Genomic DNA, 20,343 nt, shown 5'->3' with positions numbered 1-20,343 from the left:
TACCAAGCTAAACGTCATCTCCATCAAGGCCAACCCTCTCTTACCAAGATGAGAGAATAGCTACTCAAGAGGTATGAGCAATTTACCAAGGAATACCCGTACTCCTTACTTAAAGCTTTGCTCCGCCTTAATTACTTAAAGCCCATTTTCCATGTTCCATGATTAATTCTCGTTGTCCATCATAAGTAACACCGAACACGTTCATATCTTTACTACCAATCATAAAATCAACGTGAATAGCGGATTCATTCATACCTCTTTGGACTCTCTCTTCTTTACTTAGCTGGTCACACCCTACCAGATTATCTGAATACGCTTGACCAAATGCTAAATGACTAGCTGCATTCTCATCGAAAAGAGTTTCGTGAAAATACAAGCCAGTCTGCTCAATTGGAGAATCTATTGAAACGAGAGCCACTTCACCTAACCTACTTGCACCAATATCTGTACGTAAAAGTTGATTCACAATCTCTTCTTCATCGCATACAACCTTCGTCACATCTCCATCTTTGAAATGAATTTTCAGGTTCGAAACAAGGTGCCCCTCTATCCAAAACGGCTTGGTCAGTTTAACGTGTCCGCTCACTCGATGAGCGTGTGGCATCGTCCATACCTCTTCAACAGGGAGATTAGAAATAAACGATTCACCTGAAGTTGTTTTTTCTAATCCGCCAATCCAGTTATGGCCTTCAACTAGCCCCACATATAGATCTGTTTCTTCTCCAAGAAAGTGTAACTCCTTAAACTGCCTTTCATTGAGGATCATTTGATAGGTTTCAAGCAACTTAATATGTTCTTCCCATTTGAGGACAGGGTTCCTTTCCAGTACTCTCGTTGCTTTAAAAATCTGTTCCCAAAGCTGATGTATCGCATGATCATTTTCTTCATCAGGAAATACTAATTTAGCCCATTTACTCGTAGCTACAGCTGCTACGACCCACTTACAATGATTCTCCATACCATAGGTCATGACATCACGCATGGCTAGAGATTTCGCTTTATTTATTCGATGCATCCGCACACTATCAAGATCTCTACCTATTGTAGAGTGGGGTGCAATAAGTGTAATTTGTAAAAATTTCTCTTTGTATAGAGCTAATTTTTGATCAGCAAGAATATCAGGAAATGTATCTATGAAAGAACTATGAAGAGAATCATACCGTGCTGAATCAATCTCATCATCCTGTAAGTCCAACATAACGTAGGCAGCACCGAGCTCATATGCGCGCCGAACTAAAAGTCGAGCGATATGAATATGGTCAGTGTTACATTTAAGTTGAATGAAGTCTCCATGTTTAATGTTTAAACCAACTCTTAGAATTAAATCCACGTACTTATTTAATTTATCATTAAACTCCATCTCATTCCCCCATCTTCTCCTTCACCATCTCCACAATTTCATGCAACCGGACATCGTAAAGATACTGTCGAGATTGAAAAACCATTCGATCCCCTCTAACATCAAAGGATGTATTCGCGACGCCCATCTTCTTTTCATTCTCGTTGACTAAATGAAGCCTCGCTATCTTCTTTAATCCATCCTTTTCAATCTCATAAAGGTAAAAATCAGCATCCACCCGCAACATTAGATGTGTTTCATTTACGACAAGATCGCTAGCAAATTCGAGAAAAGGATCATACCCTTTATACTCTCCGTCTTTTAAATGAACAATTTTGAATGAATCATAATAATAAAACCAAACTTCGTGATTAGACACAACATTCATTGAATAGCACTCTGCAATGTACACCTGTTCGTTCGGAAATAATTGGTCCCCTTTTGAATTCCACTGGATCACGCCTGCTTCTCCAATTGGAGTCGGAGAGCCTTTTAACCATGGATCACCCCACCCATGACTCCCAAAGATCCCTTCATCAAAATATCCTGTCCAAATGGTCCCTATTTCCGTTGTATAAAGATGACTGATTCCATCACCTATTAAAAACTCTCGTAAAGGTTGTAGTTCATTTCCTACACGTTTAAATACACTCGCATTCTGGTCAAACACGCCATTACCATAGTAAGATACTCTAGCATCCACCATAATTAAACGCCCCTTTGGTAGAGGCTGCACAAAATGATAAGCCTTCGTTTGATTTTTTACTGTAAATACTTCTACCTGGTGATTAGTCAAAATGGCAACTTCAAAGTCAAAGGGAGTGTCGGTCGAGTTGTTTAGGATCACCTCGTTATAAGCTTCCTCATTTAAAATACGTAAAAAATACAACGAACCATCAAACCCAATCGCCGGTTCTCCCCAGTGCTCCCCCTCGTTAAAGATCGTCTCCAGGTCCAGAGTGGGACCGATATAACATTCAAGTGGATACTGCTTCAACATGCCTTTTCAACCCCAATCCATAAAAAAACTTCTATGCAGACATAAACGATTCATTCTCGTTCTTTTAGTCTACATAGAAGTTATTAGAAGTTAAACATTTATTTTCCTTCATTGCTCTTTGAGAGCTCGTACCTCGTCAATACCTGTTTCCACGTATCCGGCTTCTCTTCGCCTTGATATGGAACGGAAACCTCGGCAAGCTCTACCAGTCGATCTTTGGCAGCCTGAGTCAGGTTTGCATTGATACCTGCTTCCTGCATCATTTCAATTGACCCGCTAAGCTCAAATGCTCTTCTTTCTGCATGGACTGCGCTTCCTGTTACGAGACGATTTAATGTATCGATAAAGGAATGACTATCCATCGTATTCTCTAAGGACGATAGTACTTCTTCAGATACATTAAAAGCTTCCGAGGCTTCTAATGTTTCCAAATAAAGACCCACAAGCCCTTTCATGAATACACTTCGGATTAATTTAACAGCGGAAGCATCACCTGCTCGCTTCCCGACAGAAGTAATATTCATATGATATGGTTCCATCTTAGCAATCAGCTCATCCGTCCCGTTTCCACTTACTGAGATGGGTACCTTGTGTTTGTATACAGGTAGTGGCCCGAGCATAGCAGCATCAACAAAAGCAATACCATCCTCTGTTAAGCCAGCTTCAATATCTTGCTTTACCTTAGGTGTCGAAGCAGACACATCTACATATAAAAATGTGTTTCCGTTGCGTTGGTCGCGAACATTTTTACTTACTTCGAGCGCTTTACTTGCAGGGACAGCAACGAACAATACCTCTATGTCTGTTACTAATTCAGTTAAGGTCGTCTTTAGCTCAATTCCAACACGTTGCGCCCGGTCCTTAATCTTCAGACCAAACGTCTCGTCATCTGCCATGATATCAAAGGCTTGAATTGCCTGTAAGCCTTCTTCTTTTAATCCTGTAGACAATTCATATGCTGCTTCGCCAAATCCTAGAAATCCGATCTTCATCAAAAAACACCCTTTACAATTATCATTCTCTTTTTTTGTAGACATGGTATTCCATGTCCTTGAGGATACGATCAACCTCCGTAAGCCTCTTTGAAATAGTTTCTGATTTCTCGACTGAAAGAGCACTGATCAGATAATCAACAACAAAAATAGAAGAAACAATAGAATTGTGTGATGCCAAGCTATCAGCTGGACACGTAATCATTACATCCGAGTACGGAGTAAGAGGAGAAGACAGCTTATCTGTTATCGTGATAATTTTTGTGCCTTTTTTCTTAGCCTGATTAACGTAATCCATTAAACGTGAGCCGTATCTTGAGTAGCTTACTGCAATGAGTACATCCTGATCTGAAAATGAAATTACATCATCCGCCCAGTCACTTGAGTCAGCAAGTGTTAGTTTCGTTTGACCGATCATTCGATTCAAGTTGTGTGTTAAGTACTGTGCAACGGGCAACCCACTTCTGACACTTGTACAATATCTATTTCTTGCGTTGGTGACCAATTTAACTGCTTCAGCCAAGTTTTCCTCTGTATTTAACTCAGTGACCCTCTGAATCTGATCTAACTGAAGTTCATAGTGACGTCTCCATCCTTCACTATGGGTACGATTCCTCAAGTTCTCTTCTAATCTTATTTGTGGAGCTGATTCTTCTCTTAGGACTATTTGTAGGTTCTTTTGAAAGTCACTATAACCTGAGTAGCCAACGTTTGCCATCAGTCTCATAACTGTTGTTGTACTTGTCCCAACCTTTGTTGCTAGTTGCTCGACAGTCATAAAACCAACTTCTGTATAATGACCAATGATATAATCAACGACTAGCTTTTGTGATCGTGGTAAGGAGCCTACGTGTTCTTTTAACTTCTCCAAGGGGTTGTTCAATTGCTTCCTCTCCTTAAAGGATAATATGATCTAAAAGAATCATATCGAACTTAGAATACAGTGTCTAATATCCTTTAAAGAGATTGATAGCGATTTAACGTATGCGTAGAACCCTCTCCGTTACAACCAACTCGGTTTGATTTGACCTTCAGAGATGTCTTTAAGCCTTTTTTGCTCGTACGCGCCTTTTTCTTCAGCTCGGGTTAACGCATCTTCTACCTTGTGTCTTGGTAGGACGATAACTCCGTCCGCATCTCCCATAATGAAATCACCTGGCACAACTTCTTTTCCACCACAGAACACAGAAGCATTAATCATTCCTGGTCCGTTCTTTGTTGGTCCACCTGGTATTGCTCCACGACTGAACACAGGGATCGATGATTGAGCAAGCGTGTGATAATCACGAATTAACCCATCTATAATAAATCCGCTTAGGTTCAGTGCCTCTGCAGCACTTGCCATCAATTCTCCTATAACAGCTCTTTTTTCATATCCACCCGCCGAAACAACAAGAACGTGTCCAGGCTGTGCTTGATACATGGCATGGTGAACAGCTAGATTATCTCCATCGTTTACATCTACCGTAACGGCTGAACCAACAATTACACTATCGATATTACATGGCTTGATTCGATAGTCCATTTCTGGTGGAGTATCAACAACATCACTAAGTAATGTTGTACTTAATTTCTTTGCTCTTTGAACCCACTCCTCTGGTAACACATCTGGGACTGGTTTGAATTCTACATTTGTCATGTTACTTCCCCTCTTCCTCTACCTTTGGTTGTTTAAAATAAGATAATAAATATCCGCTAAAGGCAGCAATTGATGTCATAAAGTAAACAGTACTCGCTAAATTCTCATTAAGCCCGATAACCCAATTTGCTTGGAAGGTGAACAAGCCTAGCATTTGTCCAAAAACTAAAACCGTTCCTAAGACTGTAAAAAGGATGACAGACAGAATAAAAATTCCTAAGATAATTTTCCTCATTGAAGCCTCTCCTCCTAAAATGTGATTGGAATGATGCCCATCCCAATTAACCAGCTAATAATCATTAAAGGTAAGGTATAGAAAAGAAGTAATGGCACGTATGTTTTTTCAGGTCCAACCTTCGCCATTCCCGTAGCTACATAAATAGGTCCTGAAGTTGGTGTACTTCCTTCCGTTGCCCCAAACATCATAATCGTTACAACCGCTACCAGAGGATCCACTCCAACAGCTGTTAGTGCACCAAATGAAGCAAGACCAATGGTGGCAATGGTTGCAGACGTTGCAAGTGGTGTTGCGACGAGTGTAATGACAATCCCTACGATAGCGACCATTAACCACTTTGGTAATGCGAACGATGTCATTAATGCTTGCAGCTGTTCTGTTAATCCAATTTCATTTAAAACAGCGCTTGTAGCAAAGGTGAAAATTAAGACAGGTCCAATGACATAATAGGATGGAGCTGTTTTTTCGAAGAAAGCCGTCCATTGTTTTTTTCCTTTTGGTAAATGGTTACGTCCAACAAGTAAGGTGAAGAAAATCATAAAGACTGGCACCCAAACAATGAATGAGATTGAGCTCATTACAGCCTCACCCAAGCTTTCATGGGACAAGAACCATCTAGATAACGGACCAAAGTTTATAATGAGCGGAATAATAATTCCTAGGAAAATAAGAAGTGAGGTCCATCCTTCACTAAATGATTTTGATAAGGGCTGAATCAAATCAGGATGAACTGGTTGAATGTTGTATTTCTTCGTCATCACATACACAACCACAACACGATGAATCAACGCATACAAACCAGCAATGTATAAGGCTAAAAATAAATCACTCTCAGTCACACTAGCTGCTACTGGAGCAAATCCAAGCATGATAAACATTGTAGAATTTGGAGGAATAATACTTCCAAAGCCAGAGTTACCTGCTACAACGGATGCTGCATGTTCCTTCCTCCATCCGGATTTCTCCATCCAAGGAATGGTGATCGAACCTGTTGTTGCTGCAATTCCAGATCCTGACCCGGCCACAAGTGCAAAAAGCGCCGAGCCAAACGTATTCACATACGCTGCCCCTCCAGGCAAGCGACCAATTAGTGAATTTAAAATTTGAATAATCCTACCGATAAGTCCCGTATAATTAATGAGTTGTGCCATAAAAATAAACGCTAACGAAGCAAACACAACAGAATGTGTAAGCCCTGTCATCAAACTAGGTAAAAAAAGTTCAAACGCTCGGCTTCCAGAGAAAACGAGAGTAATAATGAAACCTAAGATCATGGCTTCACCAATATTTCGCTTTGTAAAGATAGCCCAAATTAAGACGATAACGATAAAGGCTGCTAAAGCCCACACAGCGATACCCATAAGACATGCTCCTTACCTATAGTATATTTTATTACATATAAGTTTAAAAAGTAATATTTATTACTTAAAAGCAGTCTATCACCGTTCTACGAGTTTGTAAACGTATTCATTTATAAAAATGATAAGATTCTTGCTACAAGCACTGACAAAAGCTGATAAAATCCTACAAATTCTTTTTTTAGATTTCACCAACACTTTCTCTTCTTCAACCGTTATCTAGATGAATCGGCTACACTAAAACAAATACATCAAGGAGATTAGGAATGATGCTTGTGCAGGAGCTGTACATCGACCTTGAATCAGATCTTAAGCGTTTCGCCAGATCGATTGCGAGACACAACTTGGAAGCCGATGATCTGATTAGTCACGCAGTTGAAAAAGCCTTAAGCCAACGAGAGATTCAGACGTGGCCACGTCATAAGCAAAAGGCTTGGTTTTACCGGGTGATGAAAAACAATCTGATTGATCATCGCCGTAAGCATCAACGAGAAGACGAATGGGAGGATGAATACGAACCAGTATTCTCAGCAGTTGGCATCTCATCGATTGAGATGGTCGAATTACTAAGCAAGCTTCCGAAACAACAGAGCGACATTGTCTTTAAACGGTATTGGATTGGATTAACCAGCAAAGAAATTGCACAACAAACCGGGCTGAGTGCACCAACTATACGTTATCATCTAGCTCAGGCGCTAAAAACATTAAGAGAGTATTTAGAGGAGGAATAATGATGGGAAGAAAAATCGGAAATATTGGTACGTTAAACATTGTCCGAGCAACAGAAGAAAGCATTAAAGAAATTGAACAGATTAACAATGTAGGACTTGTATTGTACTCAAGAGAAACAGCGCATCTGCTTCCTTTGCTAAATGCGAATAACATTGGTAAAACGTTTGAGATTGATCATGATACACGATCCGTTAGTGGATCTTTAACAATTGATTCAGACTACCTCATGGCTTTTGATGAAACGATTTTGGTTATGGTTAGCGGTGTTTGTATCATCGATAAGAATGTAACGGTTGAACAGCTAAAACAAACAAAATGTCAGTTATATGTAAGTGGCGTTGTTTATACCCCACCCCACTTACATGGAGCGACGGGTCTGATCCTGCGAAGTACAAGTGGAACAATTGAAACATACGAAGAAGAGCTTCCTCACTATACTGTTGGAAATGTAACACTTTCAAATGGATATCTAGAAGGTCTAAACAATCAAACTCCCCTTCTTGTTAGTGGTAAGTTATCAATCGAACCAGATTTGGATCTAGAATTATTCAAGCAAAAGATTGCACGAGTGATCTTAACTGGCAAAGCGACACTGTACAAACATCAAGAACACATTTTCCATAAAAAAGCGACTGTACTAGGAAAAGTGGAAGTGATTCCAACGGATTACCTTGAGTTAAAAAAGACACTATCACTAACAAAACAATCGATCAAACGCTTTAAACAACGTTCCATCTATACGAATAAACCTATTTTAATTGATGCTTCTGTTTCACGGGAAGTCTTTGAAAAAGCCTTTTCTTCTATTCACTCTACTTCCTATGTTATATGCCCTGAGGACTTGGAGGACTTAGTATATGAAGCGTTAGACCAAATTGAAACAGAGGTCCTTTCCTTCACTACCCATGTTCGTATGGTCGAGAAGGAAGAATGGCATGGAGACGATGCTGAGATCTTGAATGAGGATACAGCTTTAGTAGTAGAAAAAAGTTTAACCCTTTCAGATTCTGTGACGCCAGAGCTACTTGGACAGCGCCTTCAAGAGATCCATCTATTCGGAACCATTTATACTGTGTCGTCCAGTCAAAAAGCGCTCATTCAACGTTTACTTCAAACGAATCATGGCGAGGTCATTGATTTGTCTAAGCAGGAATTAAAAGAAGGGCTGGATAACATCGGAGAACTGACTCTTTAAAAGGAGGTTTTACCCTATGCTTGAGCTTGAATGTATTAAAGCTCGGATAAGAGATCTACAACAGCAAGCGGAGATGGAAGCTTTTATTCGAAAACGCCCATTCTTATTTAAAAAACAACTTGGACCTTTCTTCATTCTCATTAAACAAGTGAGTCCCACTTAATAAAAAGAGGTGAAACAGAATGATCCGTTTCACCTCTTTTCTATTTATTTTTTTTGCTGATTGGAGCAAGTTGGTTAGCTGCACTCTCTTTGATCAGCTTAGCTTTCGCTTCATTCGTTTCGGCGTAGGCAGCTAACAGGACACTTAGGCTCGTTACCCCCATAAGCACTTGAAACGTTTCCATGATGATGACCTCCATTGGTTCTCTTCTCTTTTTACCTATCTATACCCGCTTAGGGACGGGGCAAACACACTAGATAGGTAACCAATTAAGAAACAGATAGCCTACTAATACAAGAATAACCGAACCAATTAAAGCAGCCAGTAAGACAATACCTCCTTGTTTCCTTAGAATTCCTACATCCATTTTTAAGCCTAAACCAGCCATCGCCATGGCAAGTAATAAATAGGAAATCACAATACATCCATCAATAATCATTTGTGGTATGATACCTATTGTGTTCAACACACTCATCGCCACAAAACCAAAAAGAAACCATGGAATGGGTGGCGCTTTATTTACTCGCGCTTGCTTATTACCTTTGTCCAACCAAACCATCACACTAAAAGCCACCGGTACTAACAACGCTACTCTTGTTAATTTTACAACGATCCCCATGTTCTCTGCCTGCTCCCCCCCAACAGAAGAAGCCGCAACCACATGTGCTACTTCATGCAACGTACCTCCTGCAAAAACCCCAAACTGATAGTCTGATAAAGGCAGCCAGGTATACAAAACGGTATAGACGATGGTGAAACTTGTTCCTAGTAACGCAATAACAGCTACGGCTACGCCAATACTTTGTTCCTTTGCTTTAACAATAGGCGCAATCGCTAATATAGCAGCCGCTCCACATATTGCCGTTCCACATGCAGTTAACAGACTTACTGTTTGATTTACTCGAAATGCACGACATAGACCATACACAATCGCAATCGTAGTCACCAATAACACAAACGCATAAAAAAAGACTGGTAGTCCAGCATGATAAATATCCATCAAGTTTAATCGTAAGCCTAATAAGACAATGCCCACTCTAAGCAGCCTCGAGCTCGCATACTCGATACCTGATCGAAATGGTTGCTTGACTCCAATCGTTCCATTCCATACTAAGCCAAGTATTATCGCAATGACTAATTGACCCACAATCTCCAAGTAAGGAACCCTTGCCACAAAGTAAGCGATACCAGCAATAATAAAGGTTAATCCTAATCCTGCCCAAAAGTTTCCACTGCACATACAATCTCCCCCTGATGTCTATCTCAAGCTTACTCTCCTTCTTTTTATTTGTGAAATAAATATATATAATGATATTAATTAAAAATCATAATAATAAAGGATGAAGTGCATGCACATGGATGAGCTTGAGACATTCATCACACTTGTTCAAGAACGCAATTTCACAAAAACAGCCGTCAGACGTTCGCTCTCCCAACCAACAATTAGCGTTCATATTCGCAATTTGGAGCGAGAGTTCTCCTCAACCTTGTTTCATCGAACCACTAAATCTCTTCATGTTACAGCAGAAGGTGCTTTTTTCTATGAGCAAGCCTTAAAGATGAAAGCTTTGTATGAGCAAACGAAAGAATCACTCTATCAAAAACAGCAACAAGCAGAAGGACACATCAGAATTGGGACAAGCTTCACGATAGGGGAATATATCCTTCCTCAGCTCATTGCTCGCTTACGTAAGGATCATCCACTCATTGAGATTAGCATTACCATGGGTAACTCTCATTCTGTTATAGACGCCGTCAGGTCCTTTGAAGTGGACATTGGCTTTGTAGAGAGTGAAACGACCTTAAAAGAAGTGATCCTTACTCCATTTCAGCAGGATCGATTACGCATTGTATGCTCTGGCCTAGTAGACAAGCCGATTGGAATAGGAGAATTACAAAATCGAACATGGGTCATACGAGAATCCGGGTCTGGTACGCGCTCCTCCTTCGACCACTTAGTAGATACAAATCACATTGAGCTTGGGTCTACCATTGTCTTTAGTTCTACTCATGGTATTAAAGAAAGCGTAAAAAATAACCTAGGCTATGCGTTTTTATCAGAGGCAACCATTCAAAACGAATTGAAAGATCAGACGTTACAGACCGTAGACATCGCTGGACTACAGGAAGAAAGATCCTTCTCTTATGTTTTAACCAAGGGTACGATCCCAGGGAGAAATTTGGAGTTATTGTTGGGGTATTTATAAGCAAGAAGGAATACAGACATTACTAGCGAATGTAAAAAGAAAACATGGAAAAGGTGATCACATGAATTCAACACAATCAAATCTTCTTTTTCAATTAAAAACCTATAGAGAATGGCTCCTCACCACAGTAGAAGACATTACAGAGGAGGAAGCAGACATTATTCCCCCTGCCTTCAACAATAATATACGATGGAATCTTGGGCACATCTATTTGGATCAGTACAATTGGATCAGAGCTCTAACAAAAGAACCTACCGGTGTACCTGATGCATATGAGCAATGGTTTGGGTTTGGTACGTCCCCAGCTAATTTTCAAGCCAATACGCCAGGCTTACCCGAACTAAAGCAACTGCTAAGCAACCAACCCGAACATTTACGTAAAACCTACGGTAATAGACTTACCGAAATCTTTCCTCCGACGGAAATGGGAATGGAAACCATTGAGCAAGTACTAATTCGCACGATTTACCATGAAGGTATGCACCTCCAAGCGATTCTTGACTTAAAGAAGTGTATTTCAAGCCAATCGGTTTAATCGCTTGTAGACTCGTAAATTCGATATTGAATATGCTTTATAAAAAGTTCAAGATCAATCGTAAAGGTTCGCTCAATCTCTTTCTGTAAGTCTTGCTCTAATGAAATAAATGCCTCTAGCACTTCTTTTTGTTCAAGTATAAGAGGTTGTTCTTGCTCACTCCAGATTGATTGCATTGAAACCTTGTCATAATAAGGAACAAGAGAAAGAATCGGACCCTCACTTTCATCATGGTCAATAGAGAAATAGGTAAATGCTTGAAGTTTATCTTTATGATCTAACTTTATCCATTCAATTAAGCTTTTATAAAATTCTAGTATGGTGAGTCCTTCAATTCTTACAAACAACTGTTGATCATGCCATATGGTAAGAGTCGCTTCTACACATAAGATCGCAGAGACATCGCTACGATTTTTATTTGATAATACATGTGATGGACTAGTTATTGTAAAATGAAACATAATAGCCTTTGATCCATTCCTTTTTTACTCCTTACATTAACTTAAAGATATTGGGGGAAAACCTACATGCATCAAGTTTCACTTAAACCACCTGCAGATTATTATGATGAATCAATAAAGAATATAGATAAAGAAATCCTAAAGCTGCTCTCTGAACGAAAGCAACGCACGCAGAATAACCCAGGCTTCCCTCATCAGTCTCTTCTCTCAAGGTGGGCAAAAGACCTTCAATTTGAAGAAGCCTTCTTACATAGCTTATTCTCCACCCTCTTTTATGAGGATGAGCATAAGCCAATTATTGAACCAAAAGGCTTTATAAAAAATATCCCTGTCTTAAAAGGCATGGATAGTGGAGACGCGTTTCATTCAATTACTCTTATAAAACAGTATAAGAATGCGAGTGTGCTTAATCTAGCATCTGATTACCATTCAGACGTTCAAGAGCACCCCTTTTATGAGCTTATCATTAAAGGGAGTAATACGGATTATGAATGTCAGTGGCGAGGTGGAGGTGGCTCAGGTGAACACATGAATACAAGCTTTGTCATTAGCCCTGCTCTGCCTAATCAGGAAACGGGACTTACGCTTGTCTTCAAGGAATATCAGGATATGCCAAAGCGATCCAAGCCTGACAACACATTTGAACTAATGTATTAATAGAAAATTTAGAACTGAACACTAAACCCATTAAACTGGTGTATCCCCGTCCCAAAACGGAGTAAGTTATGTTCTCTCAAAAAGGGAACTGCAACACGTACTTCATTTAGGATCGTAGGAGAAAGCCCTAATGTATTATGAGCTCCATACACCTTAGTGACGCCTTCAAGTGCAGCAATTTTCTCTAAGGAGTGCGCGAGATCAACAGGACTGGTTGAAGGATAGTGAGCATAAACAGGTGTGGTGTCGTATAACAAATCTCCGGTAAACAAATAGCCAGTATCTCTTTCAAAAAACGAGAGGTGCCCCGGCGAATGACCTGGCGTATGTAAGACCATTAGTTTTCGGCTACCACCATCAAAAACGGCCCCATCAACTAGCAAACCAGCTGGCTCACCTTGAAACGGTTGATACGTTTTAGGATCAAAGGTGTCAGGGGGTGGAATCGTAATATCTCGACTCATGTCCTTTCGAATGTGTTCTATTGAGAGTCCTTGTATTCCGTTAACTAACCAATCTTGATCTGCCTCATGTACAAAGATCCGCTCATATCGATCATGGCTTCCGATATGGTCTGCATGTACATGTGTAGTCAATACATCAATAGGTAGCGTTGTTAACTGCGAGGTCACTCTAGACAGATCATCAATTCCAAGGCCTGTGTCTATTAGTGTAGCTCTCGTTTCTCCAATGAGGAGAAACGAATGCACCTTCTCCCAATGACCATATTCGCTAATCGCAAATGTGGACGGGTCAATCTCTTGAACGGTAAACCACGGATCCTTAAGCATTGTTTCTCTCCTTTTTTATGTTATATGAAGCTGATCTTTCAGTTTCTTTTTATACCGTTCTAGCTTTTTCATTTTCTTAAACGTAAGGAATGAACAGATTGTGATAAAGAGTAGAAGGTGTTCATACTCCTCCCGGTTGTCATTTAAAATACGGTCCTGCACAGAGAACACTCCCCTTTAAACAGATATACAGTACCATTCAAGATACATAAGGTAATTCCTGCAAGGAAAATAAAGTAGAAATGGAGACAATCTATGAAAACATCAAGAAACCCTAAAACGATCCATCAACCAGTAGCCCCCTATGTTCATCAACTGGAAGTAACAGGCCCTAACCGGTGGCTTACCCTGTCAGGTCAGCTTGGGATGAGCGTAAACAATGAGATTCCTGAAGATCCCATTGAACAACTAAAACTAGCACTTCACAACATTAAACTGAACCTCGATGAAGCAGAGATGGAAATAAAAGACTTAACAAAGCTAGTTTTCTATTTAGTCGGAGAATTTGATACAGATAAACAGAGACAGGTTGTTCATGACTTTCTAGATGGCCACCTCCCATGTACCACGTTGATATACGTAGTAGCACTCGCCGCTCCATCGTTTAAAGTGGAGATTGATGCTTGGGCATGTAAGGAGCTCTAGTAAAGACTAAAGGACGCTCTGCATGAGGCAGAACGTCCTTTTGTTGTTTAGTGGAACATGATTTCTTGTTGGAATTTGGTTGCTAATCCGCCGATTTTGGGAGAGTAGAATCCCTCACGATTATCCGCTTGCGTGAAGATGTAGTACCAGTTTCCTTGTTTTTGCACCAGTTCAAACGTCCTCAGCATCTCATTAGCCTGACCTTGTCGCAATATGTGATAGAAGCTTACGTGACTTGCCCCTTCAACATATTGAGGATCAAACTCATACCCATTAATTAACGTTTCCTTCGCATCTTCAATTGAAACTGATGGATCTAATTTTCCAAACGAATAGTAACTATTGTTTCCATTCTTCTCATGAACAAATTTCCACTCTGTGAATCCATTCCGCTCAATTTTTTGTACTTCTGTTCCCTCTTCTAGATAACTTGTAAACCCTAGTTCATGCTCATAAAGGAGCAATTCTGTGAAGTCATACGTAGGCATTCCTGTTAAGATGGTGATCGATGAGCGCCTGCCATACTTATTCTCGTAAGGTCCATAAGCCGCCACCATATCGTTAAGGTCACTTGGAGTAATAGCACTCAATGTAACATACGTTGAAGCAAGTTTACTAGAATGAGTCGAATTGATATCCGTTAATAGAATGAGTTTCTTCCCAAATAAATCGGCTTCAACATAATCGTACAACCGTTTATCATTCTCATTTAGTAATGTATACATTTTAGTCGTATCATCTAACTCAATTGCAAACCGATTATTATATCTACTATAAAAATGGAACTCAATTCCTAGCCGGTGTTCTTCTTCAAATAAGTATCTTAACCAATCCATCGGAACTTCTGTCGCCTTTGTATACACAATATCTGACAACAACTCTGCCCTCGCATGATTAACCTCTTCTTGGGAAGCTTCATTATCAAAAATTAATATCGTTTGTTGAACTCCACCAAATCCCGTTAAAATCGTTTTGGTTCCATTAGCAAAAGCATCATTACTTCTGCTCAGCTCCCAACCATCCGGTACCAACACTTGAAGTTCATCATGATGAAACGGTCGATCTCCCCCTCCACTACTCTCACTAAGCTCATACTGATCGTTCTGGACTACATCAGAAAACGTATACTGATCTCTCTCCACTACCTCCGAAAGCAACTCCTCATTCACATCAATCTCATCAAAATCTACAGCTTTCTCTTCCATCACGTCTTCCACTTTTTCCACTTGATTTTCTTCATCCGCCGGCTGTTCTTGGTTGTCATTTACTGGTAAAAAAGTGAAAATAATAAATCCGAGTAACGCAGCGGCTCCAAGACTTGAGGCGATATATGCACCTCTGCTTTTAGGCTTTGGCTCTGCTCCGTCCTGCATACCTTGTTTGAAAGCATTTAAGCTTTTTGTGTAGGCACTATGGGGTAAGACAATGTATTTCTTCTCTTTGGGATTATCCATTACACGCTACCCCCTCATCTCGCTGTGTCTTCAGCAACTTTTTCGCACGCTTTTGCGTAGACTTAACCGACATGACAGAAACCCCTGTGATCCTTGCTGTATCAATTAATGAGAATTCCTCAATATACCTCAAATGCATAATTCGTCTGTATTTTAATGGTAGCTGGTTAATAAGATGTTGAAGCTCTGATAGCTGCTCTCCTTGACCCACTCCTCCATGGTAGTCAATGAACTCTTCTTGCAATGGAACAGTCTTCGGTTGAGTTTCCTGTTTACGATAATAATCAATAATGGCGTGTCTTGTAATAACATAGATCCATGTCTTAAACGATGAGCGTTGTTTAAAGTGACGGATTTTAGTCGCTACCTTGTAAAAGACCTCTTGAAGAATCTCCTCCGCTGCATCATAACTACTCGTCTCAGTGAAGATATAATGATAGATTTGACGAGCATACCGTTTATGTAAAGCCTCTAAGGCCAATTCATCTCCATTTAACATCCTATGTACCAGTTCTTTATCCTCCAAAAACGTCTCACTCTCCCTTCACTTATATAGACGTAAGCAAATCACAAAAAGTGGCACAAATTTTAACATTTGATCATTTTTTTAATGCATACCAAGTGATATCTATCCGTTAGTAAAAACAGTCTGCCTTTTGATAAGAAAAAGATCAATTTTATCAAGCTGACCGTCAATCCCACCAAGCTCTAGCCCCTTAAACCAAATCACGCTCTACTGTTACCACGGAGAAGGCCAATATAAGTAAGAAATCATGCCAAAAAAAGCGAAACAAGCACTATCCGCTTGTTTCGCCCTTCACTACTTACGCCAAAATGTTGTCACTTCAGCCTTATCTTGAATATTAAAATCAATCAGCTTACCGATGAGAGAAAAGTCAGTCGGCATCTTCCACTTCATTCGAACTAATTGAGCCGTATGATCATATCCAGCTTCTTTAATCTCATTAGAAAAACGGTCAATGACAACCTTTTCCGGTGCTACAGCTAAATGCTGCTTTGCAACACTAAATCCAATAATGAATGTTTCATGATGAGTAAACATCGGTTGGTTCCATGCGATCTTTGGCTTGAGCTCTGGATAGGTTTTAAGCACCCATGCTAATACCTCTTCTGTTCTCGCTCGATGATCGGGATTATCAATACCCTCTAAAAACTCTGCAAATACGTCCATATAAACGCTCCTTTTTCATTGATTAAGCTAATGGCAAATCTTTATGTAATTCAGTCATTTGATCATGTAGGTCTATTACATCTTGTACCTTAGGATGGATTGTCGGATTCCCAAACGTGGCAACATGCTCACACGTTCGCCACTCAGAAGAAACGTTTTTGTAGTTCTTCTCCCATTGATCGAGCTGCTGTTTGTCCTCTTTATCTAAGTATGGAAAACGCACTGGGGGTTGATGCATACCAATTCGTTTCGGTTTAGGTGTTAACCGCGCTCGAAAGCTTTCCTGAGCGGTACAAAGCATTCGGTACTGCGGATCACTGTTAAACTGCTCTAATAACTGATCTGACTCCGCATCACCCGGTGTGTAGACTTTATGCGTAAGTAGGTAACGCAACCCACCCCGTGTTCGATACACACGCACGCCTCTATCCGAATGCTCTTCTACCCAGCCTCTTATATGCTTAATAGCTGCTTCCTCAGGCGTTTCAGGTTCTACATCTGGCTTAAAGAAGATACCAACAATTCGACTGAATAACGTCTGAGTAGGTTCTTCAATATCCACATCCACAAACATCGCATGTGCTGAATTCAATACCAGACACCCCTGCGCATTTCTTGTGATGACCAGTTCAACCGAGCCTTGCTCATCTTTCTGTTCAAAGATCACTTCTTCTCGAACCGGACGATCGCCATAATATTCATTAGACAAATACTCACCAGAACGAATGCGATTTTGCAAATGTGCAGCTGCTTGGTTTGCCTGTTGCTGTGCATCATCCAAGCTATGGTCGGACCACCGCCACACAGGAATGGAGAATTGAGTCCCAGAAGCTTCTCTTTCATCTACTACTGATTTTGCCCAGTATTTTGGAAAATACATGATAGAACCCTCCTTTAGTTTATGAAGGAATCAGGATATGTTTATAGAAGGGAGTGTGTAGTTAATTATCTTGGAAAAAGGTGTGATTCATTATGGGCCAAGTTAAGATCTATGGATTAAAAGAAAAGCTAAACCCTATAAAAGCTACACTTTCTGACGTGATTCACACTTGTTTGGTCGATGCATTTGACTACCCGACGAATAAAAGATTTCATCGATTCTTCCCCATGGAAAAAGACGACTTTTACTATGACTTAAGTCGATCGACAGCCTATACGATCATTGAAATTAGTATTTTTGAAGGCAGAAGTATAGACACGAAAAAGAAACTGATTCATCTTCTATTCAACCGGCTTGAAGAGCAGCTACAACTGTCCCCTCACGATGTCGAGATAACGATCTCTGAAACACCAAAACACAACTGGGGTATTCGTGGTCTCCCGGGAGATGAATTATCATTAGACTATAAAGTGGATCTCTAAGTAGACCTTCTCAAGCTTTTCAGGCTCTTAAAACCCACCATAATCACACCAGCTAAAAGAACAATCGGTAACAGTTCAAACCCGAGATCAGTCCATCTAAACTCGCTTATAGTTACACTAACTACTGACATCACCGCATCCATCCTTTTTTATTAATAGTATCATAGAACATCTAAAGAACGTGCACTTGAATATCAATCGTGCACGTTTATACAAAAAATGGAATTCCGTCCTGAGTATAGAAGAAATTCACTCATTCCCGCTCTTCAACCTCGCCTGTCTCCTTATCAACTTGATACCAAGCATACGTGGTGAACTTCTCTTCACTTGAAGAACCGACAGCTACAGCATAGTGGTCCTCTCCCTCTCGCTCTTCTACCATCATACCGATCTCTTCTGTATCAAACGCATCATTTTCTCTAATATAATCATAGACCAAATCGGAAACATCTTCCTTTTCAATCTTTGACTGATTCTCTGATTCATCATTTTCAACACTTAGGTCAGCCAATTCATTTAAAGGATAGGTTGAGATCACCCGATCGGTTTCATTGATCAGTTGTAATTCGTTTACTTGAAAATCAAGAGCAGCCAGTTGAACCACATGTTCAAATTGAATTCGCTCTTCTTCAGGAGCTTGTTCGTCTCGCGTGACTTCATAACGAACCGTTGCTAGACCGTCTTCTATCTCCGCCTCTTGAATGGTTAGCTCTTCATATATCCCTGTTTGATATAGCCCGTCATTCTCGTTTACCGTTGCCATGGCTTCAAGCGTTTGTTCAAATGTAAATGCTTCACCATTCGAATCACTCATCTCCTCCCCAGCTACGGCACCACTAATATAAAGAGGCTCGCCATCATCTGAGGTCTCTTCGGTGAGAACATAATAACCACGATTTAGCTCATTTTCTACCTCGATCGGTTCATTCCACTCGTTCTCAGCAAACTGTATTCCTCTTTCTCCATCTTGATTAAATAGATTTGCTTCCTCTACACCAAACCTAAAACCAATTTCATCAAGCATACTCCAAAATATCGACGACTCTGAAGACGCCATACTTAATGTCTCATTCTCATCGTAATAAAAGTTAGCTGTTGTTCCATCTAATTCAAAGTCATACACATTTGAAAACAGTTCTTGTTGAGATTGATCGCTATTCATTAAAGATTGATGAAACCGCTCCTCTACATTTAAATCTTCTGGAGTACGAACAAATGAATAGACTAAATCTTGACCTTCAAGAACCTCTGTATAAATAAGGTACCCACCGCTTACCTGTTCTTCGGTGTATTCTTCGTCGTCATTGTTCTCTTCCTCTGAAACTGCAAGATCTTCTGTTTCCACTGGCTCTTCGTTACTCGTCTCTACTTCATCGTCTTCATTTGACTCAACGTTTTCTTCATTATCGTTTTCAGATTCAGCATCGCTCTCTAGCCCTTCTTCGTCGTCCTCATCGCTCTCAGTTGTTTCAGTCTCTGCTTGCTGTGATTCATCCGATGTCGGTTCGTTTTGCGCAGGAGTATTTGTGTCAGTCGAAGTGTTACACGCCACAGCTAAAGCACATACAGAAATGAATACACCTATCTTCATATATCTCCTCAAAGATCTTCCCTCCCTTGTTTTTGAGTTATTTAGGAACCCATTCCCTTATGTTGGGATTAGAAACATGATTTGTGGAAGAGAATTAGAGGTGATTTTCTATAATAGTTGAATAGATCCTTATGAACGCTTGTATTTATAAACCTCTATGACTTCTGATATGATTATCATATCTGCTACTGTCATCTTCGTTGCGTTCTTGATAAGGCTAGCTTTAAAATAACACTTTGGAGGGGTTTTGCTGTGCTTTTTGATGAAACCATTCATATGCATGTTGGGTATTATGAAAACAACCATGATATTGAAGGAATTTTTTTTAAAGTTGTAAATGAAGATATTTGGTGCCTTTTTTATAACGAGGAGGAATATGAGTTCAAAATTCCTAATACGAAACTATATCCGTTCTTAGAGGGCTTTGGTTGCTTGGTGGGGATGTATTCAATAACAGAAAGAGAGCTTACACAAGAAAGAGGAAATGAGTTTCTAAAACAGTTCATAGTTAGATTGTAATCATCATTTATGTAATAGTTTATTTTGTAGCAAATGCTCTATTTAGCAATAAAACCAAAAAAATAAGCTTCTCCATCCTCGGAGAAACCTTTTTGCGGAATACTTCTATATAAGCTTCCAAGCGGATTCGAACCGCTGACCCCCACCTTACCATGGTGGTGCTCTACCTGCTGAGCTATGGAAGCAAAGCAAATATTGGCTCCACAGGTAGGACTCGAACCTACGACCGATCGGTTAACAGCCGATTGCTCTACCACTGAGCTACTGTGGAAT

General features: G+C 40.1%; 26 protein-coding genes and 2 tRNA genes. 9 read left to right on the top strand and 19 right to left on the bottom strand.

The window, feature by feature from the left end; all coding sequences use genetic code 11:
• Nucleotides 1-127 precede the first annotated feature (127 nt).
• From JNO66_RS11665 to JNO66_RS11635, 7 genes are all read right to left on the bottom strand, one after another.
• Nucleotides 128-1,360, bottom strand: coding sequence for an aminopeptidase (locus JNO66_RS11665; protein WP_203088473.1), 1,233 nt, complete (start codon nucleotides 1,358-1,360; stop codon nucleotides 128-130).
• Nucleotide 1,361: 1 nt separating this feature from the next.
• Complete coding sequence (locus JNO66_RS11660) at nucleotides 1,362-2,339, bottom strand: hypothetical protein (RefSeq protein ID WP_203088472.1); 978 nt, start codon at nucleotides 2,337-2,339, stop codon at nucleotides 1,362-1,364.
• A gap of 98 nt (nucleotides 2,340-2,437) precedes the next feature.
• Nucleotides 2,438-3,331: a DUF1932 domain-containing protein gene (locus JNO66_RS11655; protein ID WP_203088471.1), complete on the bottom strand. Its 894-nt coding sequence runs from the start codon at nucleotides 3,329-3,331 to the stop codon at nucleotides 2,438-2,440.
• 22 nt (nucleotides 3,332-3,353) lie between these two features.
• On the bottom strand, nucleotides 3,354-4,214 hold the full coding sequence (locus JNO66_RS11650) for a MurR/RpiR family transcriptional regulator (protein ID WP_203088470.1): 861 nt from the start codon (nucleotides 4,212-4,214) through the stop codon (nucleotides 3,354-3,356).
• 120 nt (nucleotides 4,215-4,334) lie between these two features.
• Nucleotides 4,335-4,970 (bottom strand): RraA family protein, encoded by a 636-nt coding sequence (locus JNO66_RS11645; protein WP_203088469.1) that lies wholly within the window; start codon nucleotides 4,968-4,970, stop codon nucleotides 4,335-4,337.
• Between the two features lies 1 nt (nucleotide 4,971).
• Nucleotides 4,972-5,205, bottom strand: coding sequence for a hypothetical protein (locus JNO66_RS11640; RefSeq protein WP_203088468.1), 234 nt, complete (start codon nucleotides 5,203-5,205; stop codon nucleotides 4,972-4,974).
• 14 nt (nucleotides 5,206-5,219) lie between these two features.
• Nucleotides 5,220-6,569: a TRAP transporter large permease subunit gene (locus JNO66_RS11635; RefSeq protein ID WP_203088467.1), complete on the bottom strand. Its 1,350-nt coding sequence runs from the start codon at nucleotides 6,567-6,569 to the stop codon at nucleotides 5,220-5,222.
• Nucleotides 6,570-6,832: 263 nt separating this feature from the next.
• On the opposite strand from JNO66_RS11635, the gene JNO66_RS11630 reads away from it, so the two are divergent.
• The 3 genes from JNO66_RS11630 to JNO66_RS11620 are packed head-to-tail and all read left to right on the top strand — an operon-like array spanning nucleotide 6,833 to nucleotide 8,656.
• Nucleotides 6,833-7,297 (top strand): RNA polymerase sigma factor, encoded by a 465-nt coding sequence (locus JNO66_RS11630; protein ID WP_246483267.1) that lies wholly within the window; start codon nucleotides 6,833-6,835, stop codon nucleotides 7,295-7,297.
• Between the two features lie 2 nt (nucleotides 7,298-7,299).
• The gene (locus JNO66_RS11625; protein WP_203088466.1) at nucleotides 7,300-8,493 is read left to right on the top strand and encodes a hypothetical protein; all 1,194 of its coding nucleotides are present in this window, start codon (nucleotides 7,300-7,302) and stop codon (nucleotides 8,491-8,493) included.
• A gap of 16 nt (nucleotides 8,494-8,509) precedes the next feature.
• Nucleotides 8,510-8,656 (top strand): hypothetical protein, encoded by a 147-nt coding sequence (locus tag JNO66_RS11620; protein ID WP_203088465.1) that lies wholly within the window; start codon nucleotides 8,510-8,512, stop codon nucleotides 8,654-8,656.
• Between the two features lie 40 nt (nucleotides 8,657-8,696).
• Here the strand turns inward: JNO66_RS11620 and JNO66_RS11615 are convergent, their stop codons facing one another.
• Both JNO66_RS11615 and JNO66_RS11610 read right to left on the bottom strand, forming a co-directional pair.
• Nucleotides 8,697-8,840 (bottom strand): hypothetical protein, encoded by a 144-nt coding sequence (locus JNO66_RS11615; RefSeq protein ID WP_203088464.1) that lies wholly within the window; start codon nucleotides 8,838-8,840, stop codon nucleotides 8,697-8,699.
• A 69-nt stretch (nucleotides 8,841-8,909) separates the two neighbouring features.
• On the bottom strand, nucleotides 8,910-9,896 hold the full coding sequence (locus JNO66_RS11610) for a YeiH family protein (RefSeq protein WP_203088463.1): 987 nt from the start codon (nucleotides 9,894-9,896) through the stop codon (nucleotides 8,910-8,912).
• 109 nt (nucleotides 9,897-10,005) lie between these two features.
• Between JNO66_RS11610 and JNO66_RS11605 the strand changes: the two genes are divergently transcribed.
• Both JNO66_RS11605 and JNO66_RS11600 read left to right on the top strand, forming a co-directional pair.
• Nucleotides 10,006-10,863 (top strand): LysR substrate-binding domain-containing protein, encoded by an 858-nt coding sequence (locus JNO66_RS11605; RefSeq protein WP_203088462.1) that lies wholly within the window; start codon nucleotides 10,006-10,008, stop codon nucleotides 10,861-10,863.
• A gap of 61 nt (nucleotides 10,864-10,924) precedes the next feature.
• Nucleotides 10,925-11,398 carry a DinB family protein gene (locus JNO66_RS11600; RefSeq protein WP_203088461.1) on the top strand — a complete coding sequence of 158 codons (474 nt, stop codon included), beginning with the start codon at nucleotides 10,925-10,927 and terminating at the stop codon, nucleotides 11,396-11,398.
• Here JNO66_RS11600 and JNO66_RS11595 read toward each other — a convergent pair.
• Nucleotides 11,395-11,859, bottom strand: a complete 465-nt coding sequence (locus JNO66_RS11595; RefSeq protein ID WP_203088460.1) for a DUF7878 domain-containing protein — start codon at nucleotides 11,857-11,859, stop codon at nucleotides 11,395-11,397. The genes JNO66_RS11600 and JNO66_RS11595 overlap by 4 nt on opposite strands.
• A 66-nt stretch (nucleotides 11,860-11,925) precedes the next feature.
• On the opposite strand from JNO66_RS11595, the gene JNO66_RS11590 reads away from it, so the two are divergent.
• Nucleotides 11,926-12,516, top strand: a complete 591-nt coding sequence (locus JNO66_RS11590) for a hypothetical protein (RefSeq protein ID WP_203088459.1) — start codon at nucleotides 11,926-11,928, stop codon at nucleotides 12,514-12,516.
• An 8-nt stretch (nucleotides 12,517-12,524) separates the two neighbouring features.
• On the opposite strand, the gene JNO66_RS11585 is transcribed toward JNO66_RS11590, so the two are convergent.
• Both JNO66_RS11585 and JNO66_RS11580 read right to left on the bottom strand, forming a co-directional pair.
• The gene (locus JNO66_RS11585; RefSeq protein WP_203088458.1) at nucleotides 12,525-13,307 is read right to left on the bottom strand and encodes an MBL fold metallo-hydrolase; all 783 of its coding nucleotides are present in this window, start codon (nucleotides 13,305-13,307) and stop codon (nucleotides 12,525-12,527) included.
• A 15-nt stretch (nucleotides 13,308-13,322) separates the two neighbouring features.
• Complete coding sequence (locus JNO66_RS11580; protein WP_203089396.1) at nucleotides 13,323-13,469, bottom strand: hypothetical protein; 147 nt, start codon at nucleotides 13,467-13,469, stop codon at nucleotides 13,323-13,325.
• A gap of 93 nt (nucleotides 13,470-13,562) precedes the next feature.
• Between JNO66_RS11580 and JNO66_RS11575 the strand changes: the two genes are divergently transcribed.
• Complete coding sequence (locus JNO66_RS11575) at nucleotides 13,563-13,952, top strand: RidA family protein (RefSeq protein WP_203088457.1); 390 nt, start codon at nucleotides 13,563-13,565, stop codon at nucleotides 13,950-13,952.
• A gap of 47 nt (nucleotides 13,953-13,999) precedes the next feature.
• On the opposite strand, the gene JNO66_RS11570 is transcribed toward JNO66_RS11575, so the two are convergent.
• The 4 genes from JNO66_RS11570 to JNO66_RS11555 form a co-directional block, all read right to left on the bottom strand.
• Entirely contained in the window at nucleotides 14,000-15,406 is a 1,407-nt protein-coding gene (locus tag JNO66_RS11570) for a hypothetical protein (RefSeq protein WP_203088456.1), read from the bottom strand.
• On the bottom strand, nucleotides 15,399-15,905 hold the full coding sequence (locus JNO66_RS11565; protein WP_210340861.1) for an RNA polymerase sigma factor: 507 nt from the start codon (nucleotides 15,903-15,905) through the stop codon (nucleotides 15,399-15,401). The genes JNO66_RS11570 and JNO66_RS11565 overlap by 8 nt, the downstream gene beginning before the upstream one ends.
• A gap of 321 nt (nucleotides 15,906-16,226) precedes the next feature.
• Entirely contained in the window at nucleotides 16,227-16,598 is a 372-nt protein-coding gene (locus JNO66_RS11560) for an iron chaperone (RefSeq protein WP_203088454.1), read from the bottom strand.
• Nucleotides 16,599-16,620: 22 nt separating this feature from the next.
• Nucleotides 16,621-17,478: a hypothetical protein gene (locus JNO66_RS11555; protein ID WP_203088453.1), complete on the bottom strand. Its 858-nt coding sequence runs from the start codon at nucleotides 17,476-17,478 to the stop codon at nucleotides 16,621-16,623.
• A 92-nt stretch (nucleotides 17,479-17,570) separates the two neighbouring features.
• On the opposite strand from JNO66_RS11555, the gene JNO66_RS11550 reads away from it, so the two are divergent.
• Nucleotides 17,571-17,960, top strand: coding sequence for a tautomerase family protein (locus JNO66_RS11550; RefSeq protein ID WP_203088452.1), 390 nt, complete (start codon nucleotides 17,571-17,573; stop codon nucleotides 17,958-17,960).
• Between the two features lie 253 nt (nucleotides 17,961-18,213).
• On the opposite strand, the gene JNO66_RS11545 is transcribed toward JNO66_RS11550, so the two are convergent.
• Entirely contained in the window at nucleotides 18,214-19,563 is a 1,350-nt protein-coding gene (locus JNO66_RS11545) for a hypothetical protein (protein WP_203088451.1), read from the bottom strand.
• 240 nt (nucleotides 19,564-19,803) lie between these two features.
• On the opposite strand from JNO66_RS11545, the gene JNO66_RS11540 reads away from it, so the two are divergent.
• Nucleotides 19,804-20,070: a DUF3986 family protein gene (locus JNO66_RS11540; protein WP_203088450.1), complete on the top strand. Its 267-nt coding sequence runs from the start codon at nucleotides 19,804-19,806 to the stop codon at nucleotides 20,068-20,070.
• 112 nt (nucleotides 20,071-20,182) lie between these two features.
• Here the strand turns inward: JNO66_RS11540 and JNO66_RS11535 are convergent.
• Together JNO66_RS11535 and JNO66_RS11530 are read right to left on the bottom strand one after the other, a co-directional pair.
• Nucleotides 20,183-20,255, bottom strand: a tRNA-Thr gene (locus JNO66_RS11535).
• Nucleotides 20,256-20,266: 11 nt separating this feature from the next.
• A tRNA-Asn gene (locus tag JNO66_RS11530) sits at nucleotides 20,267-20,341 on the bottom strand.
• Nucleotides 20,342-20,343: the final 2 nt, after the last annotated feature.

The sequence above is a fragment of the Alkalicoccobacillus gibsonii genome (genome assembly GCF_016798245.1).
Taxonomy (GTDB): Bacteria; Bacillota; Bacilli; order Bacillales; family Bacillaceae_D; genus Alkalicoccobacillus; species Alkalicoccobacillus gibsonii.
Note: the sequence above shows the minus strand (reverse complement) of the source record. Positions and strands in the feature narration are given on the sequence as shown.

What these genes read in the sequence shown, in the direction of transcription:
- JNO66_RS11665 (WP_203088473.1), bottom strand. Translation starts at nt 1,360, where the DNA reads ATGGAGTTTAATGATAAATTAAATAAGTACGTGGATTTAATTCTAAGA.
- JNO66_RS11660 (WP_203088472.1), bottom strand. Translation starts at nt 2,339, where the DNA reads ATGTTGAAGCAGTATCCACTTGAATGTTATATCGGTCCCACTCTGGAC.
- JNO66_RS11655 (WP_203088471.1), bottom strand. Translation starts at nt 3,331, where the DNA reads ATGAAGATCGGATTTCTAGGATTTGGCGAAGCAGCATATGAATTGTCT.
- JNO66_RS11645 (WP_203088469.1), bottom strand. Translation starts at nt 4,970, where the DNA reads ATGACAAATGTAGAATTCAAACCAGTCCCAGATGTGTTACCAGAGGAG.
- JNO66_RS11640 (WP_203088468.1), bottom strand. Translation starts at nt 5,205, where the DNA reads ATGAGGAAAATTATCTTAGGAATTTTTATTCTGTCTGTCATCCTTTTT.
- JNO66_RS11635 (WP_203088467.1), bottom strand. Translation starts at nt 6,569, where the DNA reads ATGGGTATCGCTGTGTGGGCTTTAGCAGCCTTTATCGTTATCGTCTTA.
- JNO66_RS11630 (WP_246483267.1), top strand. Translation starts at nt 6,833, where the DNA reads ATGATGCTTGTGCAGGAGCTGTACATCGACCTTGAATCAGATCTTAAG.
- JNO66_RS11625 (WP_203088466.1), top strand. Translation starts at nt 7,300, where the DNA reads ATGGGAAGAAAAATCGGAAATATTGGTACGTTAAACATTGTCCGAGCA.
- JNO66_RS11620 (WP_203088465.1), top strand. Translation starts at nt 8,510, where the DNA reads ATGCTTGAGCTTGAATGTATTAAAGCTCGGATAAGAGATCTACAACAG.
- JNO66_RS11615 (WP_203088464.1), bottom strand. Translation starts at nt 8,840, where the DNA reads ATGGAAACGTTTCAAGTGCTTATGGGGGTAACGAGCCTAAGTGTCCTG.
- JNO66_RS11610 (WP_203088463.1), bottom strand. Translation starts at nt 9,896, where the DNA reads ATGTGCAGTGGAAACTTTTGGGCAGGATTAGGATTAACCTTTATTATT.
- JNO66_RS11605 (WP_203088462.1), top strand. Translation starts at nt 10,006, where the DNA reads ATGCACATGGATGAGCTTGAGACATTCATCACACTTGTTCAAGAACGC.
- JNO66_RS11600 (WP_203088461.1), top strand. Translation starts at nt 10,925, where the DNA reads ATGAATTCAACACAATCAAATCTTCTTTTTCAATTAAAAACCTATAGA.
- JNO66_RS11595 (WP_203088460.1), bottom strand. Translation starts at nt 11,859, where the DNA reads ATGTTTCATTTTACAATAACTAGTCCATCACATGTATTATCAAATAAA.
- JNO66_RS11590 (WP_203088459.1), top strand. Translation starts at nt 11,926, where the DNA reads ATGCATCAAGTTTCACTTAAACCACCTGCAGATTATTATGATGAATCA.
- JNO66_RS11585 (WP_203088458.1), bottom strand. Translation starts at nt 13,307, where the DNA reads ATGCTTAAGGATCCGTGGTTTACCGTTCAAGAGATTGACCCGTCCACA.
- JNO66_RS11575 (WP_203088457.1), top strand. Translation starts at nt 13,563, where the DNA reads ATGAAAACATCAAGAAACCCTAAAACGATCCATCAACCAGTAGCCCCC.
- JNO66_RS11570 (WP_203088456.1), bottom strand. Translation starts at nt 15,406, where the DNA reads ATGGATAATCCCAAAGAGAAGAAATACATTGTCTTACCCCATAGTGCC.
- JNO66_RS11565 (WP_210340861.1), bottom strand. Translation starts at nt 15,905, where the DNA reads ATGTTAAATGGAGATGAATTGGCCTTAGAGGCTTTACATAAACGGTAT.
- JNO66_RS11560 (WP_203088454.1), bottom strand. Translation starts at nt 16,598, where the DNA reads ATGGACGTATTTGCAGAGTTTTTAGAGGGTATTGATAATCCCGATCAT.
- JNO66_RS11555 (WP_203088453.1), bottom strand. Translation starts at nt 17,478, where the DNA reads ATGTATTTTCCAAAATACTGGGCAAAATCAGTAGTAGATGAAAGAGAA.
- JNO66_RS11550 (WP_203088452.1), top strand. Translation starts at nt 17,571, where the DNA reads ATGGGCCAAGTTAAGATCTATGGATTAAAAGAAAAGCTAAACCCTATA.